General features: G+C 59.8%; 15 protein-coding genes and 1 tRNA gene. 14 read left to right on the forward strand and 2 right to left on the reverse strand.

From position 1 onward, the window contains the following. Nucleotides 1-122: 122 nt before the first annotated feature. Nucleotides 123-815: an endonuclease V gene (locus tag CRI94_RS15915; protein WP_098078283.1), complete on the reverse strand. Its 693-nt coding sequence runs from the start codon at nucleotides 813-815 to the stop codon at nucleotides 123-125. Nucleotides 816-1042: 227 nt separating this feature from the next. Here CRI94_RS15915 and CRI94_RS15920 point away from each other — a divergent pair. The 6 genes from CRI94_RS15920 to pheS all read left to right on the forward strand — a co-directional run bounded on the left by CRI94_RS15920 (nucleotide 1043) and on the right by pheS (nucleotide 6603). Then, nucleotides 1043-1116, forward strand: a tRNA-Val gene (locus tag CRI94_RS15920). Between the two features lie 278 nt (nucleotides 1117-1394). Then, nucleotides 1395-3371, forward strand: a complete 1977-nt coding sequence (thrS, locus tag CRI94_RS15930; RefSeq protein ID WP_098078292.1) for a threonine--tRNA ligase — start codon at nucleotides 1395-1397, stop codon at nucleotides 3369-3371. Between the two features lie 225 nt (nucleotides 3372-3596). After that, complete coding sequence (gene infC, locus CRI94_RS15935; protein WP_098078295.1) at nucleotides 3597-4115, forward strand: translation initiation factor IF-3; 519 nt, start codon at nucleotides 3597-3599, stop codon at nucleotides 4113-4115. 339 nt (nucleotides 4116-4454) lie between these two features. Next, a complete protein-coding gene (rpmI, locus tag CRI94_RS15940; protein ID WP_098078588.1) occupies nucleotides 4455-4649 on the forward strand; it encodes a 50S ribosomal protein L35 in 195 nt (64 codons plus the stop codon). Between the two features lie 343 nt (nucleotides 4650-4992). Next, the gene (rplT, locus tag CRI94_RS15945; protein ID WP_098078298.1) at nucleotides 4993-5340 is read left to right on the forward strand and encodes a 50S ribosomal protein L20; all 348 of its coding nucleotides are present in this window, start codon (nucleotides 4993-4995) and stop codon (nucleotides 5338-5340) included. Between the two features lie 246 nt (nucleotides 5341-5586). Continuing rightward, nucleotides 5587-6603, forward strand: a complete 1017-nt coding sequence (gene pheS, locus CRI94_RS15950) for a phenylalanine--tRNA ligase subunit alpha (RefSeq protein WP_098078303.1) — start codon at nucleotides 5587-5589, stop codon at nucleotides 6601-6603. A 67-nt stretch (nucleotides 6604-6670) separates the two neighbouring features. On the opposite strand, the gene CRI94_RS15955 is transcribed toward pheS, so the two are convergent. Next, on the reverse strand, nucleotides 6671-7030 hold the full coding sequence (locus CRI94_RS15955; RefSeq protein ID WP_218919411.1) for a four helix bundle protein: 360 nt from the start codon (nucleotides 7028-7030) through the stop codon (nucleotides 6671-6673). A 165-nt stretch (nucleotides 7031-7195) separates the two neighbouring features. Here CRI94_RS15955 and pheT point away from each other — a divergent pair, with 165 nt between their 5' ends. The 8 genes from pheT (at nucleotide 7196) to moaC (ending at nucleotide 17069) form a co-directional block, all read left to right on the forward strand. Next, a complete protein-coding gene (gene pheT, locus CRI94_RS15960) occupies nucleotides 7196-9685 on the forward strand; it encodes a phenylalanine--tRNA ligase subunit beta (RefSeq protein WP_098078306.1) in 2490 nt (829 codons plus the stop codon). A gap of 387 nt (nucleotides 9686-10072) precedes the next feature. Beyond that, the gene (locus tag CRI94_RS15965) at nucleotides 10073-10705 is read left to right on the forward strand and encodes a cell division protein ZapB (RefSeq protein ID WP_143815453.1); all 633 of its coding nucleotides are present in this window, start codon (nucleotides 10073-10075) and stop codon (nucleotides 10703-10705) included. A gap of 80 nt (nucleotides 10706-10785) precedes the next feature. Then, complete coding sequence (locus CRI94_RS15970) at nucleotides 10786-11208, forward strand: cell division protein ZapA (RefSeq protein ID WP_098078315.1); 423 nt, start codon at nucleotides 10786-10788, stop codon at nucleotides 11206-11208. Between the two features lie 509 nt (nucleotides 11209-11717). After that, the gene (locus CRI94_RS15975; RefSeq protein ID WP_098078319.1) at nucleotides 11718-13715 is read left to right on the forward strand and encodes an ABC-F family ATP-binding cassette domain-containing protein; all 1998 of its coding nucleotides are present in this window, start codon (nucleotides 11718-11720) and stop codon (nucleotides 13713-13715) included. Between the two features lie 83 nt (nucleotides 13716-13798). Continuing rightward, on the forward strand, nucleotides 13799-15016 hold the full coding sequence (locus tag CRI94_RS15980) for an FG-GAP repeat protein (protein WP_098078323.1): 1218 nt from the start codon (nucleotides 13799-13801) through the stop codon (nucleotides 15014-15016). A 129-nt stretch (nucleotides 15017-15145) separates the two neighbouring features. Next, nucleotides 15146-15364 carry a putative signal transducing protein gene (locus CRI94_RS15985; protein ID WP_179862359.1) on the forward strand — a complete coding sequence of 73 codons (219 nt, stop codon included), beginning with the start codon at nucleotides 15146-15148 and terminating at the stop codon, nucleotides 15362-15364. 216 nt (nucleotides 15365-15580) lie between these two features. Beyond that, on the forward strand, nucleotides 15581-16195 hold the full coding sequence (locus CRI94_RS15990; RefSeq protein ID WP_098078331.1) for a hypothetical protein: 615 nt from the start codon (nucleotides 15581-15583) through the stop codon (nucleotides 16193-16195). Nucleotides 16196-16511: 316 nt separating this feature from the next. Continuing rightward, the gene (gene moaC / locus CRI94_RS15995; protein ID WP_098078335.1) at nucleotides 16512-17069 is read left to right on the forward strand and encodes a cyclic pyranopterin monophosphate synthase MoaC; all 558 of its coding nucleotides are present in this window, start codon (nucleotides 16512-16514) and stop codon (nucleotides 17067-17069) included. The last annotated feature ends 58 nt before the right edge of the window (nucleotides 17070-17127 follow it).

A 17127-nucleotide genomic window follows, 5' to 3' on the forward strand; every position in this document is an offset into this window, starting at 1 on the left:
TCTCTTTGAAAATGGAAGGAGAGCCGAGCATCGAGGTGAACCGGAAAAGGCGAGTCGGGATTGTCCTTAGGTATTATCCATGGTGCCGAGGCCACAGAGTTCAAAGAAAAGAAAAACCGTGTTCACGTTTCTTGACGGCTAAGGCGGTGGGCGTGGCGGGTGGTCTCCGGGATTTTGTACCGCGGGGAGACGCGGAGCGTGAGGTCAATGGCTTCCTCAAGCGTGATGCGATGGCCGATGCTGACGTAAACGGGGTTTACGTTTGCCCGGGTGCGGAGCGCGACACCAACCTGTTCGTCTCCATCGACGAGAGGCACGGTGCTACCTTTCTCCGTGGATAGGGTACCGAGAGGCTCGCCGGTGAGGATCGACTTGGCGACGCCGAACGAGGGGTGATTCAAGACGACGCCGAGGTGACACGCAAGCCCGAATCGGCGGGGGTGCGCTCGCCCCTGACTGTCCGTGACGAGAACATCGGGCAGGGCGCCCATGTCCTGCGCGAGTTGATCGAGCGCTGGCAGAATGGCGGGCATTTCTCGAAAGCTCAGGTATCCCGGGACGTAGGGAAAGGGGATGTCGCACCGGTGTACCGACTCCGCAGCCACCGATAAATCTGGAAGCTCCAGCACACTCACTGCTGCCTGGGCGATGCCCCCTCGGATGCTGACATCAATGCCTGCGATGGTCCGGACGGGTCGGTCGTACGTCTCATCGAGATGGGTTGTCTGAACCTTTGAAGCCAACTGCTCCTGGATGGTCCGCGCTTCAGCAGTTGAGACATCCCACTCGTGAGCGTGTACGATCGGAAGCGACATGGAATTGAGGGCTATAAAGGGAATAACGGGTTGATCCTGTCCAGCATCTTCTCTATCGTCCACGAGCACACCCCGATGGGGTTGCGTGCGGCACAGAGAGGCGAAAGTCAATGCAAAAGTTTCCGTGAAATGGAAATCTTTGGAATCCTATCGCGGTCTTGAGCATTGAGGCTTATCCCGAGCGCAAAAACCGCCGCGTGTATGCGTTTTACGACGGCGATTTTGATGGGTCTATAGCTCAGTTGGTTAGAGCGCTACGTTGACATCGTAGAGGTCAGTGGTTCGAATCCACTTAGACCCACACTTCCTTTCCATTCCGCATCGCACGATGGGTGTTCTTCTCACTGTACAGGCGACCACGCGAACGCCGGTCTTCGGCCCCGCGTACCCCTGCCCGTGAGAGATGGACCCGGTTTGTAGCCCACCCCGTGCGCTGCACGCGCTGATTCTGGCGCTCCGTCCCTCCCGGCGGAGCGCTTTTTTTGTGCACCTCTGTCGGATCCACGAAATCGTACAGGATCGGCATTCCATACACGTTCGCCCGTTCCTTCCTCCACCTGCTATTGTCGCTCGCACGCCATGGCTGAAGTCGACCAGCAAACCATCACTCTTACTCTTCCTGACGGATCCGAGCGCTCGTATCCGGCGGGCACGACCGGTTATGACGTCGCAGCAAGCATCGGCGCCGGGCTCGCCCGTGCCGCTCTTGCGATTAAGGTCGACGGCGAGGTCCGCGATCTGAATCGCCCGATCGAGGAGGACGCTGACATAGCCATTCTGACGTGGGACGACAAAGAGGGCAAGGAGACCTTCTGGCACTCGTCTGCCCACCTCATGGCCGAGGCCCTGGAGGAGCTGTACCCGGGCGTCAAGTTCACGATCGGTCCGCCCATTGATCAGGGCTTCTACTACGACATCGATCCCGGCGAGCACCAGATTTCCTCGGACGATTTCTCCGAGATCGAGGACAAAATGTTGGAGCTTGCGCGGCGCGACGTTGAGTACGAACGGCGGAATGTTTCGAAAGACGACGCCGTTTCGTACTACAAGGACATCGGCAACGAGTACAAGCTAGAACTCATCGAGGGGCTCGACGACGGCGACATCTCGTTTTACGAGCAAGGCAACTTTACGGACCTCTGCCGCGGTCCGCACATCCCGTCCACGGGCGACATCAAGGCGCCGAAGCTTCTGAGTGTGGCCGGCGCATACTGGCGCGGGGATGAGTCCAACAAGCAGCTGACCCGGATTTACGGCATCACGTTTCCGAAACAGAAGCTGCTCGAGGAGTTTCTTGAGCGCCGGCGCCTCGCGAAGGAGCGCGATCACCGAAAGCTGGGGAAAGAGCTCAACCTCTTCACCTTTAATGCGGAGAAGGTCGGGCCGGGACTTCCGATGTGGCTGCCGAAGGGTGCCCAGCTGCGGGAGACGCTCGAAAACTTCCTCAAACAGGAGCAGCTGAAGGCAGGATACGAGCCGGTCGTGACGCCGCACATCGGCCGACTCGATCTCTACCGCACGAGTGGGCACTATCCGTATTATAAGGAAAGTCAGTTCCCGCCCATGCTGTTTGAGGGTGAGGACACCGAGGACGAGGAGGAAGACGGCTACCTCCTCAAGCCGATGAACTGCCCGCACCATACCCAGATCTACGATCACGACATGCACTCGTACCGGGATCTACCGGTGCGACTGGCGGAGTTTGGGACCGTCTACCGCTTCGAGCAGAGCGGCGAGCTCGGTGGGCTGACGCGCGTTCGCGGCTTCACGCAGGACGATGCCCACATCTTCTGCACGCCGGACCAGGTCAAGGGCGAGTTCAAGAACGTCATCGACCTGACGCTGAAAGTGCTGTCTGCGCTCTCGTTCGACGACTTCGAGGCCCAGATTTCACTCCGTGATCCGGAGAAGAAAGACAAATATGTTGGCGACAACGCGCTCTGGGATCAGGCCGAGCAGGCCATCCGCGAAGCCGTCGCCGAGAAAGGGCTCGAGGCACGGGAGGAGACGGGTGAGGCCGCCTTCTACGGGCCGAAGCTCGACTTCATGGTCGCCGACGCGCTCGGTCGCGAGTGGCAGCTTGGAACGATCCAGGTCGACTACAACCTGCCGGAGCGGTTCGACCTGACGTACATCGATGAGAACGATGAGAAGCAGCGTCCGGTGATGATTCACCGCGCGCCGTTTGGTTCACTTGAGCGCTTCATTGGTGTGCTGATTGAGCACTGCGGCGGCAACTTCCCGACGTGGCTTGCTCCGGTCCAGGTGCAGGTTATTCCGGTGAGCGACGACTTCAATGACTACGCCGAGAGCGTTGCGTCGAAGCTTCGCGCCGAGGACATCCGCGTGAAGGTCGATGAAAAAGATGAAACAGTCGGTTACAAGATCCGCCAGGCCGAGACCTCGAAGGTGCCGTACATGCTCGTCGTGGGCGCCCGCGAGGAGGAAGCAGGCACGGTGGCCGTCCGCGCGCACGGAAGCGGCGAGCAGGACGTTGTCCCCGCCGATGACTTCGTCCAGCAGATTACCGCCGAGGTCGAAGACGCGATCGGCTGAGTATACGTTTGAAGGTGTGAACGTATGAAAGTATGGATGTGATGAGGTGCGAGCGTGGGGCTTCGAGCCCCGAATGTGTCCCACTTTCACACGTCCAGACTTCCATACCTCCAGACACCCCCGTGCTCGGCCTTTCTCCTATCTTAACGGAAACCTCACAGGTGAGCCTGCGTGTATGGGTACACCAAAGCAATCATTATCTCCGAACTAAACGAATAGACCGTTATCGCAAGCGCCGACAAAGTTCGCGTCAATCAAGAAATTCGCGCCAGCAAGGTGCGAGTTGTAGAGCCGGACGGAAGCCACGATGTCGTGGAGACCGACGAGGCCCTGAAGCGGGCCCGGGAGCATGATCTCGATCTGGTCGAGATTGCGCCCGACGCGAATCCGCCCGTGTGCAAAGTCATTGACTACGGCAAGTACCGCTACGAGGAGCAGAAGAAGGAGAAGCGGCAGCGGAAGAGGTCGAAGTCGATGCAGATGAAGGAGCTGCGCTTCCGCCCGCGCACCGACGATCATGACTTCAACTTCAAAGTTGACCACGCGCGTCGTTTTCTCGACAATGGAAACAAGGTAAAGGCCTACGTCCAGTTCCGTGGTCGTGACATCATTTACAAGGATCAGGGGATGGATCTGCTTCGCCGGTTGATCGAGGAACTTCAGGACCTCGCTAAGATCGATCAGGCCCCGCAGATGGAGGGTCGCCGCATGGTGACAATCCTTGCGCCCGACAAGACCAAATAGTGCCTGACGTCCGCGTCCGCAGCATCCACAGCCTGCGTGACGTGACGGGAGGATTTTTTACGCTGGAAAGTCCCGACCCGTCTGAAATACACAAACTACGCAGCCGAATTCACCGTATCCGGTGGGTTCGGCTGTGTGCTGTTAGAGGGAAGAAGTCGAGCAACTCGGGTGGAATTTCGTGAAGAAGCAATGGGGTTCACCAAATATCTACTGAGGTAGGGGTTGCCCGGCGTCAGGGGATGGAACGTGCCCCCGTACGTGTCATACACACACGTCCCGCATCGCTCGCGGGAGCTCGCCAGCCTTCGAACCAACCGTCCCCCTCGGGGAGTGATGCTTATGCCTAAACAAAAATCGCACAGCGGCGCCAAGAAGCGTTTCAAAAAAACGTCCAGCGGCAAGATCAAGCGCAAAAAGGCGTATCGACGCCATATCCTGACGAAAAAGGATCCTAAGCGTAAGCGCCAGCTCCGCAAGGACACGACCGTATCTGATGCGGACGAGAAACGCGTGAAGCGTCTGCTGAGCAGTTAAACCCCCGAAAGCTGGCGTGCATACCGCGTGGGGAGCGCGCCTCGTGCGTGCTCCCCGCCGTGTGTATGTCTCCGTCGCCGCCGGCCCCAAGATGTCGGGACCGCTGCGTCGACCTCGTTCTCGGCAATAGTCGAGAGCATTCTGACGTGCAATCGTGCCGTCTGGCTGCACATTCAGAGACTGGGTCAAGATCCTTGGCTCGCCTCTGAGCGCTGGACTGCTGCATGATGCACGTTATTTCCAACTTGTTTTCCGTTTTTTCGTCACGCACGCGTTGCGCCTACGCAACAGCGCGCGTACGTTATCGACCTGCAATCCACAATCGAACTGAGGAACGTCACACATGCCTCGCGCAACCAACAAGCCGGCCACCCGTCGCCGCCGGAAGAAGATTCTGAACATGGCGAAGGGCTACTGGGGCCGTCGCAGCAAGATTTACACGGCCGCCAAGCACGCCGTTGAGAAAGGCCTGCAGTACGCCTACCGGGATCGCCGGCAGAAGAAGCGCAACTTCCGCAAGCTGTGGATCACGCGTATCAACGCGGCTGCCCGCCAGAATGGCGTGAGCTACTCCCAGTTTATGGGGCAGTACCGCAAGTCGGACCTCGATATGAACCGGAAGGTGCTGGCGGACCTCGCGGTTCACGATCCGGATGCGTTCGAGAAAGTCGTGGAGCACGCCACGAAGTAATCGACGGTCCACGCGGTTCTGATGCATGCACCTCACCGCATGCTGTATCCGCGTACTGGCAGGTCTGATCGCGCACGGAGACTCCCGTCGCCACCGGATTCCGGTATGGCGATAGCGGACGATCGGTGCGGACCCGTACGAAATCCCGCCCCTGCTACTGGCAGGTCCGGCGGGATTTTTCGTATGCTCCTCCGACTTGCCGTTTGCCCGCTTCCCCACCACCTCGTTTGACCTTCCCTGTCCGTTATGCCCGACGACCGCATCGACGCGCTCCGCGATCAGATCGAGTCTGAAACGATCGAGTCCGAAGAAGAGGCCGAGACGTTTCGCATCCAGTACCTCGGTCGCAAGCAGGGAAAAATCACGAAACTGTTCAGCCAGATCTCCGAGATCCCGCCCGAGGAACGCCCGGCGTTTGGTAAGAACGTGAACGCGCTGAAGTCGATGGCGGAGACGAAGCTAGAGGCAGCGCTTCAGACGCTAAAACGAGACCAGAGCGCCGGAGCCGCCGATATCGATCTGACGCTGCCGGGGCGCCGCGACTTCCGCGGCACGCTGCATCCGCTCACGCAGACGCTGAACGAAATCCTGCGCATTCTCCGCCGCCTCGGATTCGAGACGTACGAAGGACCGGAGGTGGAGTCGGACTGGCACAACTTCACGGCACTCAACTTTCCGCCGGATCATCCAGCGCGGGACATGCAGGACACGTTCTTCGTGAAGGACGCGCCGGATGCCGAGGAAGGCCCGGCTGTGTTGCGGACGCACACGTCCCCCGCGCAGATTCGGATTATGCAGGCGCAGGAGCCGCCACTCCGGGTCGCGGTGCCCGGCCGCGTGTACCGTAACGAGGCGATTTCGTACAAGTCGTTCTGCCTCTTCCACCAGGTGGAGCTCCTGTACGTCGACGAGGGTGTGTCGATGGCCGAATTGAAGCAGACGCTCTTTGCCCTGGCTCGAGCCCTGTTTGGCGAGGACGTTCGGCTTCGCTTCCGCCCGAGCTACTTCCCGTTCACGGAGCCGAGCGCGGAGGTCGACGTCTGGGGCGAGAAACCAGACCACCCCGACGGAGGCGAATGGATGGAAATCCTCGGCTGCGGCATGGTGCACCCGAACGTCTTCCGCTCCGCGGGCATCGACCCCGAGCGCTACACCGGCTACGCCGTCGGCATGGGCGTCGAACGAATGACGATGCTCCGCTACGGCATCGATGACATCCGGACCTTCTACGAGAACGACGTGCGATTCCTGGATCAATTCTAAGTTCGAAATGCGAAGGGCGGATTTTTGAATGCGAAGGTCTAAATGCGAAGGGCGAAGTTTTTCGGAGCTAACGGTTTTTCTTTGCTGTTCGGATGGAGGTTATGATGATTCGGGTTAACTCATCTGCTTCCTGGTAGAGATGCTCGATTTCTGACTGCCGTTCGTTCGCGTCGATATCTCTTAGGATCTCGAGCCAGTACTTGGACTCGTCAGATTCTTCTTCAGCGATTCCGAGTTTTGAAATGAACTCCGCACGCGAGCGTGCATGGCAGGCGGCTCGATAATTTGCTCCCACGGAGGAGGCGGAGCGCATGAGTTGCCTGCTTACGATACGATAAGCCGGAGTGCGAGGGAGGTTATCGCAAAACCGGAAGACATCGACAGCAAACTTTCTCGTTCGAAACTGAAGATCCTGCATGGGTCCCATGTGCTATTGGATGGATGTCTTTTATGTAAAAGACACAGGGGAGACCGGGGCTCTAACGTTTTGAGATCCTAATAACTGATCTTGTCCTGAAGGACTTCGCAGTTCACCTTTAGCCTTTCGAATTCTAATTTCCTCTTTTCCACCTAACCGACTGAATCATTCCACATGGACATTAGCTATCGCTGGTTGGAACGGTACGTGCACCTGGAGGAGTCGCCGGAGGCGCTCGCGGAGCAGCTGACCATGGCGGGCCTGGAGGTGGACGACGTGTCGCCGATCGGGTCGGACCTGGAGGGGGTTGTCGTGGGAGAGGTTATGGACGTGCGGGACCATCCGAACGCCGACCGGCTGGTGCTGTGCGATGTCGACATTGGAAAAGACAAGCCCTCGCAGATCGCATGTGGCGCGCCGAACGTCGCCGCCGGACAGAAGGTGCCTGTGGCCACGGTCGGGACGACGCTCTACCTGCCGGATCGGGAGAACCCGGAGGAGCGACAGGCGATCACGATCGAGAAGCGCAGCATTCGCGGGGAGTCGTCGCGAGGCATGATCTGCGCGGAGGATGAGCTGGGGCTCTCCGAGGACCACGGCGGCATCATGGTGTTGGATCCGGATGCTGAAATCGGTCGTCCGTTCGCGGAGTACCTGGCGGACCTTGACGTGCAGCCAGAAGATGCTGTCATCGACATCGACCTGACGCCGAACCGCCCGGACGCGGCGAGCCACATCGGTGTGGCGCGCGACGTGGCCGCAATCAACGGACGTCAGCTCTGCCGCCCGGAGGTCAACATCCCGACCGCTGGCGGCGACGCCGCCGATCAGGTGAGCGTCGACATTCAGGATCCGGCAGGATGCGAGCGGTACGTGGCCATGGTCGTGCGCGATGTGGAGGTGAAAGAGTCGCCTCTGTGGCTGAAGCGTCGGCTTTCCGCGATTGGTTTGCGTCCGCGCAACAACGTGGTCGACATCACCAACTTCGTCCTGCACGAGGTTGGCCAGCCGCTGCATGCGTTCGACCTGAACACGATCGCGGACAACCGGATCGTGGTACGTTCATCGGAGGGCGAGGAGACGTTTACCACGCTCGACGATAAGGAGCGCACGCTACCAGACGGCACGCTGCTGATCTGCGATGCGGAGGAGCCGGTCGCCGTCGCGGGCGTCATGGGCGGAGCAGAGAGCGAGGTGTCCGACGAAACAACCGACGTTCTGATCGAGAGCGCGTACTTTGACCCGTCGACGATTCGGAAGACGGCGAAGGCGCTGTCGCTACAGACCGACTCGTCCTATCGCTTCGAACGCGGTGTGGATCGCGACGGACAGCTCTGGGCGGCGGCCCGGGCTGCAGAGCTCATTGCCGAGCTCGCCGGGGGAACGATCGTGCCGGGCTGCGTGGATGCCCATCCGACGCCTTCCGAGACGCGAACGGCGACGCTTCGACTGGATCGCCTGACGAGCGTCCTGGGTGTCAACATTTCCCGGGAGGACGCCATTAACCATCTCGAATCCGTCGGCTTCGTGGTCTCAGACGATGGCGGCACGCTGAATTGCGAGATTCCGACGTGGCGCCCCGACGTGTCGATCGAGGAAGATTTGATCGAAGAGGTGGCTCGCCTGTACGGTTACAACGCCATCCCGGAGCCAGCACGCGTTCCGATTCCCAACGTGACGCCGGGACAGCGACCGGTGGAGACGCTCCGCCGTCAGGTGCGCACCCTGCTGAAGGGCCGTGGCTTCCGCGAGATCTACACGAACAGCATGCTGCGGACGGAGCGCGCCGAGCAGTTTGCCATCACGCCGGGACGCGATGCCCCAGTGTCCGTCGTGGAAACGCAGAATCCCATCTCGCAGGAAATGGCGGCGCTGCGTCCGCGCCTTCTCCCCGGTGCGCTCCAGGTCATGCAGTACAACCGAAACCATGGACAAAAGGCGCTCCGTCTGTTCGAGACCGGCCACGTCTTTCGCCGGGCGGAAGGGGATGAAGAACCTATCGTGGAGGGCTTCAGCGAGCACGAGGCGCTGCTTCTGGCCATGACGGGGCCGCACTCGCCGGGCGGCTGGGACACGGATGTTCGCCCGTCCGACTACTTCGACCTGAAGGGGATCGTCGAAATGCTGCTCGACGATCTGCATCTGAACGACGTATCGATGACGCCCCACGACGGAGAGGCAAGCAACAATCACGTCGAACCGACCATTCATCGCCTCGACGTGCATGCGGGAGATCGTTTCCTCGGCACGCTATCCCAGGTGAACCCGTCAGTGACGGAAGATGTAGACCTGGAAGATGCGGTGTTCGTCGCCGAGCTGAACCTGGAGGCGCTGGTCGACGCAGCTGCACCCAATGCCCGTACCGATTACGAACCAGTCAGTCGGTTCCCGGTCGTGGAGCGCGACCTGGCCGTCCTCGTGGCGGATGCGCAGTCCGTCGGGCCGATGCTCGACACGATTCGCACCGCCGGACAACCGCTTCTCAAGGATATCGACGTTTTCGACGTGTATCGTGGTGAAGGCGTCGGCCGAGATGAGAAAAGTGTGGCCTTCACGCTCCGTTTCGGTGCCGACCGCACCCTGACCGATGCCGAGGTCGATACGAAGATCGATGCGGCCGTGAAAGAACTCGCCCGCTCCTTCGGAGCAGAACTACGCGAGTAACCCGACATACGGCGCTCATTTGCGGGGTCATCTCGCAACGTATACGCCTTCAGACGAATAGAAAGACGGGCGTCGACTTGAGTTGTCGTTGCGTAAGCCCTATTGTAAAGAAACGTTAGAGGTGAATTGTCCGTCTGATGCGTGCCACAAACCTCTATTCGATGCCGATTGATTGACCCTTTTGTTGACTAGATTGGCCGGCATCCAACCCATAAAAATTACCGTCAGGTCGACGTTGTCAACTGCGACCGCATGCGGCATTGGTACTCGTTCAGGTGCCGGTTTGGCCTGCTGTGATTCATCGATTCGGCGCCTCGTTGCGTCGTAGCGATCATGAGCGATCCCCAGCGAACCTCTTTGCCCCCTTCCTCCGCGTCGAATGGTTCCGTGCCAGACGACGAAACGGCTCCTCCATTCGAGGAGGCGGAAGATCCGAATGTCCCCGAGCCGTTCCGCGAGGCCGTGGCTGCACTGCACGAGCAGGTGCAAACAGCTGCGGATGCGATCCGAGAACTGCGCGCCGAGAACGAGCGCTTGCGGCAAAAAGTTGAGGATCTGTCGGAGCGACCGGACGTGTCCGACGACGACGCGTTCATTCTTCTCGACGACGACCGTGCCGATCTTCGCGAGCGCATTCAGAGTTTTATCGACGCGATCGACGAGCATCTCGAGACGTCTCCAGCGTCAGGAATCGACCCGGAGTGGCCCGATGAGCCGCCGGCGGAGCCTGAACCATCGGATTCCGAACCACCGGATTCCGAGTTGTCGGATGAGATGGACGAGACGCTTGATGAGCCGCCTGAAAATGAGTCGGGCGAGACGTCCGATCCTGCCGCATCGACGTTACAGGATGGCCTTCCGGATGACGGCGAGTTTGAGGTTGAAGTACCGGACCCGTCTGATGAAGGCGAAGACCGTCCGACGTCGAAGCGAAGCCCTTGCAGGGACGAGTACACGTCTGAGCCTCGGACCATTGGGCCAGGATTGCAGCCCCGCCGCTCCGCCCGTCGCCGTCGCTGACGGTGTCCGTTCCGCATCACGTATCCGGTGAATCTCGCCTTTCTCTCCGCCCCTCGTCTGTCTCACACGTCTTGCCTCCCATGGCGGAATCGAGTACGAAGTCCATCCGCGTTCATATTCTCGGTCGTGAATACGCACTTCGCGTCGAGGAAGAGGACGAAGAGCATACGCGGACGATGGCTGCGTTCGTGAACCGCCGGATGGAAGCTTTCAAGGATGCACATCCGGAGCAGGCAGAGCTTACAACGGCTGTGATTACGGCCCTTGCGCTTGCTGATGAGCTCCACCAGATGCGCGACTCAGCTACGGCGGATACGGAGCATGTCACAAGTGAGCTTCGTCGTCTGGCGGAGACGCTGTCCGATGTGATTGAGGAAAAAGCCTCACCACCTGAACGGAGCGAGGAATCGGTCGATACGCCTGCCCTCGCGATGGGCGCCGCGCAGGGGACGCCCGTGGATGAGGAGCAATCAGAGACGCCGCCGTCGGAGCAAGGCGAGTAGTGGTGTGCCGGGCGCGAGCCGACGGTACATACATCTCGCCCCTCGCCCCTCACACCTCACATCTCCTTCACCTAATTTCCAGATAGGGTAGCGGGTTGCGGGAAACGTGTATCCAGCAATTCGGTACGTGAGAATCCAGCAAGCCGACGCCCGGCTCTGCAGCGTTTTAGGTAAAGAAGAATCTGCAACCTATCAAAAGGGAGCTTACCTCCGATACCGGACGGCAGGCCTCACCTCTGCGCCGACATGGAGCATCCTTGCGATGCTGCTAGCGCGAGGCTTTCCGCCCCGCGGAAAGATAACAGTGGACGTCGAAAGGCTTCGGGCGGCTACCCACATTGTCAAAGAAGAGGTTCTTCTTCCCTGGCGCTGCATCTGGCGACGCTTGCTGCTCATGCCGACGCCCCGGCCCGGACCGAGCCCGCTGCTCGTGTTCGACCGGGGCGTTCTTTTCGTATCGTCCTTCGTTCTCTGGTCCCGACCGGGGCCTCGCTCTGGTTCTTTCTCCAATGATTCAGCTCACTGACGTATCCCTTTCGTTCGGCGGAACGCCCATCTTCCGCGACCTCTCCTGGACCATCACCCCAGACGGCCACCGAATCGGCCTTATCGGTCCCAATGGAGCGGGCAAGACGACGCTTCTGAAGGTGATCTCCGGCGACCTTCTCCCGAATGAGGGGCGCGTGGAAACGGGCAAGACGTCCGTTGGCTACCTGGAGCAGGACATTCAGGAGCTTCCGCCGGAACGGTCGGTGCGCGAAGAGGCGGTCCGTGCGTTTGACGACGTGCTCGAGCTCGAACGGAAGGAAGAGCAGATCACCGCGGAGCTTGCCGAGACGACGGACTACGAGAGCGAGGAGTATGAAAAACTTCTCGATCGGCTGCAGCGCGTTCAAGAGGCGCTCAATGCCCGAGAAGCGCATCGTATTCGGTCGCAGACCGACGCCACGCTCACGGGGCTGGGCTTCGATCCCGACGATCTAGATCGGCCGATACGGACTTTCTCCGGCGGCTGGCGTATGCGGGTTGCCCTCGCCAAGCTCCTGCTGCAGCGACCGGACATTCTCCTTTTGGATGAGCCGACCAACCACCTCGACATCGACAGCATTGACTGGCTGGAAGGGTATCTGAAAAACTACCCCGGGAGTGTCATTATCGTCAGTCACGATCGGTACTTCCTCGACCGGATGGTGAATCAAACGGCGGAGCTAACCCGCGGTCAGATTGACCTGTACGATGGAAATTATTCGTACTACCTGGAGGCGAGGGAGGAGCGGCGCGAGCAATGGCGCAACGCGTATGAAAATCAGCAGCGCCGGATCAAGGAGATTGAGGACTTCATCGCGAAGTTCCGGTACAATGCCTCCAAAGCCAGCCAGGTGCAGAGCCGCGTCAAGAAGCTGGAGAAGATGGATCGCATTCCGGAGCCTCCGAGCGAGGAAACCACGATCTCGTTTCGCTTCCCGGAGCCTCGACGTTCGGGGGCGATCGTGCTCGACGTAACGTCGTTTTCGAAAACGTACGAGTCCGAGGAGGGACCGGTGGACGTGTTCGACGACGCCGGACCGCTGTCCATCGAGCGTGGCGACAAGATCGCGCTCGTCGGGCCGAACGGGGCGGGTAAATCTACGCTCGCCCGGATTCTCGATGGAAGTGAGATCTTTGAGGGCGAACGGAGCCTCGGGCACAACGTCGACATGTCGTTTTTCGCCCAGCATCAGGCCGACGAGCTGGAGTCGGGGCAGACGGTGCTTGACGCCGTGCGCTCGGTGTCGCCAGGGACGCCGGAAACGGAGCTACGCACCCTGCTCGGCACCTTCCTCTTCCGTGGCGACGATGTGTTCAAGGATGTAAGCGTGCTTTCGGGTGGGGAGCGGAGCCGGGTCGCGCTGGCGCGGACGCTGCTTTCCCCGGCGAACTTTCTCATCCTGGACGAGCCGACCAACCACCTCGACATCCAGTCCAAGCAGGTCCTGATCGAGGCATTGCAGCAGTACGGCGGCACCTTCGTGATCGTGAGCCACGACCGCCATTTTCTTGATGAGGTTGTCGAAAAGGTCTGGCGCGTCGGGAACGGCGATGTCCGCGAGTTCCTCGGCAACTACTCCGATTACCGCTGGCAGGTGGAAGAAGGATCGGCAGCTCAGTTGGCTGATGCGCAATCATCCGGCTCGTCGGCCGAAGCAAAATCATCGTCCTCCAGTCGATCGAACGGCCGGCGCACGAACGGCAAAAACGAGTCGTCGAAGACGGCGTCGGATGATCCTCTGTCCGGCCTGAACTCGTACCAGATCAAAAAGAAACTGGAGGAGACGGAGGCAGAGATTTTGGAAAAGGAGGAGAAGCAAGAGGAGATCGAGGATAAGATGGCCGATCCGGCGGCTTACGATGAGAATGGACAGGCTCGAGAGTTATCCCGCGCCTACAACGCGCTAAAACAGGACCTTGCTACGTTGTACGATCAGTGGGAGGCGCTCACCGATCGTGTCATGGCGATGGATGAGTAGCCGGCCTACGCCCATCTGTGACGCCGGTTGGCCACAGTGCGGCTGGTACTATGCCCGGTCTTTCTGATTAACGTCCGTTGCCAATGTCTCGTCCCATTCGTTCCCATCCTGCGATCCGCTGGGCGACTGCTGTGGTCCTGGCGATCACGCTACTGGGAGGACTCTCCGCGCCAACGGTGGCGCAAATTTTCGAGCTGCCACGTCCCGACACCTCCGATACACGATCATTCGGCGTGGCAGTGGCAATCTCCGGCGATGTCGCTATCGTCGGGGCGAGTGGAGAAAACGAGTGTGGCACCAACTCGGGTGCGGCCTACGTCTACGAACGTGATACAACGAGCGGTGCATGGAACCGGACGGTCCGGCTGACACCAAGCGAGTGCCGTGAAGGATCGTTTTTCGGAGAGACGGTCGATGCTGATGGCGATCGGGTCATCGTGAGCGCGTCGAGCGAGTTCTTCGCAGCCCCAAAGTCCAACGCCGCGTACATCTATGAGCGCCAACCCGACGGGGCGTGGCGACAAACCGCGCGCCTCACCGGAGCTGTTGGACGGGACGAGGGCGCCTTCGCGGCCGATGTGGCGATCCGGGGAGATCGTGCGGTGATTACGACATCGGGAGACGTGGACGGGAAGTTCGGGGGGAGCGTCTACGTTTTCGACTATGATGCCGGGCGCGACTCTTGGCGCCGCACGACTCGGTTGCGTGCAAGCCAGGGTGTGAAGCACGGCGTCTTAGGAGGTTCGCTGGCGATGGACGGATCGCGCATCGCGGTCGCAGCATCCACGTACTTCGACCGAAAGCCGGGATCGGTCTACATTTTCGAACAGGACGATGCCGGCGCGTGGACCGAATCGGAGATCCTGACCGGTATCGATGATTTCTTTATTTCTCTTGCGCTCCATGAGAACCGGCTGATCGTCGGCCAATCACGGGCCGGCAACAAAGGGTCCGGCATCGCAACCGTGTACCAGGATCTGGGCGCCACGTGGACAAAGGTTGTCACGCTTCGCCCGTCGACGCCGTATGAGTCTGGCGCGTTCGGGTCGACCGTGTCCATCGATGGCGAGTGGGCCCTCGTGACGGGTTATGATGAACAGCTCGGCCAGGACTTCAACATCGATCGGGTGGTCTACGCCTTCCGCCGACAACAGGACGATGGATCGTGGCCCCAGCGTCGCATCATCGATATCGGCCGTGTGGCATTTGGTGCAGCTATCGACCAGGACGGCTCCGCGGCGATCATCAGCTCCGTTCCAGAAACAGAGGCCGGGTCGGCCTACATCGTCCAACTACGGTAGAAAAGAAGCAGCGACATCGGAGGCATGATGTGCTGATTGATGCGATGTATTTTGCTCGATCGATCTGCGGGGCAGGGTGTAGGCACCGCCGTAGCGCAAAACCTTCTCAATCGAATGCGATCTGGCAGGATGGAAACCGTCGATGTTGCTGCTTTCGAGACGCTGGGCGAAGCTGAACTCGCCCGGCTGCGACTTGAGTCGGCCGGAATCCGATGCGTTCTCGCCGGTGCGGGACAGACTGGGTTGCCAGCAGCGATGTTTTCTCGTACGGCGACGAAGGTACGCGTCCAGGTGGCGAGCGACGACGCTGAGGCCGCACGGGCAGTGCTTGGAGAGGATCAGAACTGATCTGCGACATCACGAAACTATCACGAACCTTCGTGGGTGGAAACCGAGACAGGAATTGCCTCTTACATATCGTGAAAGATCGCGGCTTCGGCATATCTCTCTCTTCTTTGTGCCGATGCCGGGAGCCTATTCGCATGATTGGGTGTCGGCTGGCGTGACGGGCCGGCTCGCCTGATCCCCCTCTCGATTTCGCCCCTCCCAGACGCTCCGGAGCACATGGACCGGAAGGCCACCTTTCTTTTTATATGTATCGCGGTCGGGCTGCTGCTGGCGGGCTGCTCTGGGTCGTCGAAGACAAAGACTCCGGACACGGATTCGTCGCCTGTCACGCCTCCGCCAACGGTGTCGGATAACGGTCCGTCCTCGCCCGAAGCTCCATCCGAGCCGCCGCCGGATGCGGTGACACAGCTGATTCAGGATGCTCTCCGATCCGACGGGAGTGTCTCATATCGAGAGCTTATCGATCGCCTCGGCACGCCGAGAAATGTTAATACGGAGCCAGTGGCGAATACCTACGACCCGAAAGTGGTCGATACACTGCGGACGATGGCATGGTCGGGCATTGAGGCGCTCGTGTACGATGTTGCGAACGAGCCGCGCTCCTTTCTCATCCGGTTCTCCGTGATGAGCGCGCAGTACGAAACCCCGGAAGGCCTCCGGGTGGGAGACTCGACGTCGCGCATTCTGGACCTCATCGGAAAGCCGACGGAGCAGGATGAAGTGAATGGCGAATGGGTGTATCAGGAAAGCGATGCCACGCCGACCGCGATGATTCTCTTCATGAAGCGAGGTACCATCCAGCGAATCGACTGGGAGTTTTACTTCAGCTGATCCCATCTCTGCCGTTACCTTTCTCGCCCTTGGAGCGGCTTCCCATTTCCAAACGTCGAAACGATATTCCGACCGGGTTACGAGAATCCACGTCGGTTTCGAAACCCGCGGGAGATACCAGGATTGGAAGCGACGAATCTGGACCTACGACGCCGGATCCATTCTTGCATGGCATGTCCGTGTCTTGCTTTCGACGTTTTGTCCAGGTACTTGGATGATTTCAGCACAGCCAGACTGTGTCTCGGGTGTACGCTAGGTGTATGTATAGCGCAACCCGCCCCACGATTCGCTCCCTCGATTCGCTCAACTCAACTCCATGGCAGATTCCTCCACGCTTACACGCTCTGAATTACAGGGTGGGGTCCGCATGGTTGATGTTTCCAACCAAACAGATTCTGTCCGAACAGCCGTGGCCGCCGGTCGCGTCGTTCTCGGCCCGGAAGCCTACACGGCGATCCGAGAAAAGAACGTCCGCAAAGGGGACGTACTTACGACGGCCCAAATTGCCGGTATCCAGGGGGCAAAGCAGACCAGCCATCTCATCCCGCTGTGTCACGATGTCCAGATCGATGGCGTCGAGATTGAGTTTACCTTCGACGAAGAGGCACACGCGGTCGATATCCGTGCGTTCACGAAGTCGATCGGACTCACAGGCGTAGAGATGGAGGCGCTGACTGCGGTGTCGATCGCCGCGCTCACCATCTACGATATGTGCAAGTCAATCGCACGTGACATCTACGTTGAAGAGGTCCGCCTCCTTGCGAAAACGGGCGGACAGAGCGGGAACTGGAAAAGCGAACGCCCGGAGCCTAGGCAGGAATCTAAATCAACTCCGGAACCGCCCACCGAGGCCAGCACCCCGTCAGTGAACTAGCCCAGGAGGATAGGTCAGTGAACGAGTTCCGCGAACGTTGGCAGTGAACGAGCCAACA

Source organism: Longibacter salinarum, from assembly GCF_002554795.1.
Classification (GTDB): domain Bacteria; phylum Bacteroidota; class Rhodothermia; order Rhodothermales; family Salinibacteraceae; genus Longibacter; species Longibacter salinarum.

Excerpts from the sequence above, each read along its gene's own strand:
- thrS (WP_098078292.1), top strand. The coding sequence starts at position 1,395 with ATGGCTGAAGTCGACCAGCAAACCATCACTCTTACTCTTCCTGACGGA.
- CRI94_RS15970 (WP_098078315.1), top strand. The coding sequence starts at position 10,786 with ATGGCGGAATCGAGTACGAAGTCCATCCGCGTTCATATTCTCGGTCGT.
- rpmI (WP_098078588.1), top strand. The coding sequence starts at position 4,455 with ATGCCTAAACAAAAATCGCACAGCGGCGCCAAGAAGCGTTTCAAAAAA.
- CRI94_RS15915 (WP_098078283.1), bottom strand. The coding sequence starts at position 815 with ATGTCGCTTCCGATCGTACACGCTCACGAGTGGGATGTCTCAACTGCT.
- CRI94_RS15975 (WP_098078319.1), top strand. The coding sequence starts at position 11,718 with ATGATTCAGCTCACTGACGTATCCCTTTCGTTCGGCGGAACGCCCATC.
- CRI94_RS15980 (WP_098078323.1), top strand. The coding sequence starts at position 13,799 with ATGTCTCGTCCCATTCGTTCCCATCCTGCGATCCGCTGGGCGACTGCT.
- CRI94_RS15990 (WP_098078331.1), top strand. The coding sequence starts at position 15,581 with ATGGACCGGAAGGCCACCTTTCTTTTTATATGTATCGCGGTCGGGCTG.
- CRI94_RS15955 (WP_218919411.1), bottom strand. The coding sequence starts at position 7,030 with ATGGGACCCATGCAGGATCTTCAGTTTCGAACGAGAAAGTTTGCTGTC.
- CRI94_RS15985 (WP_179862359.1), top strand. The coding sequence starts at position 15,146 with ATGGAAACCGTCGATGTTGCTGCTTTCGAGACGCTGGGCGAAGCTGAA.
- pheT (WP_098078306.1), top strand. The coding sequence starts at position 7,196 with ATGGACATTAGCTATCGCTGGTTGGAACGGTACGTGCACCTGGAGGAG.
- rplT (WP_098078298.1), top strand. The coding sequence starts at position 4,993 with ATGCCTCGCGCAACCAACAAGCCGGCCACCCGTCGCCGCCGGAAGAAG.
- pheS (WP_098078303.1), top strand. The coding sequence starts at position 5,587 with ATGCCCGACGACCGCATCGACGCGCTCCGCGATCAGATCGAGTCTGAA.
- moaC (WP_098078335.1), top strand. The coding sequence starts at position 16,512 with ATGGCAGATTCCTCCACGCTTACACGCTCTGAATTACAGGGTGGGGTC.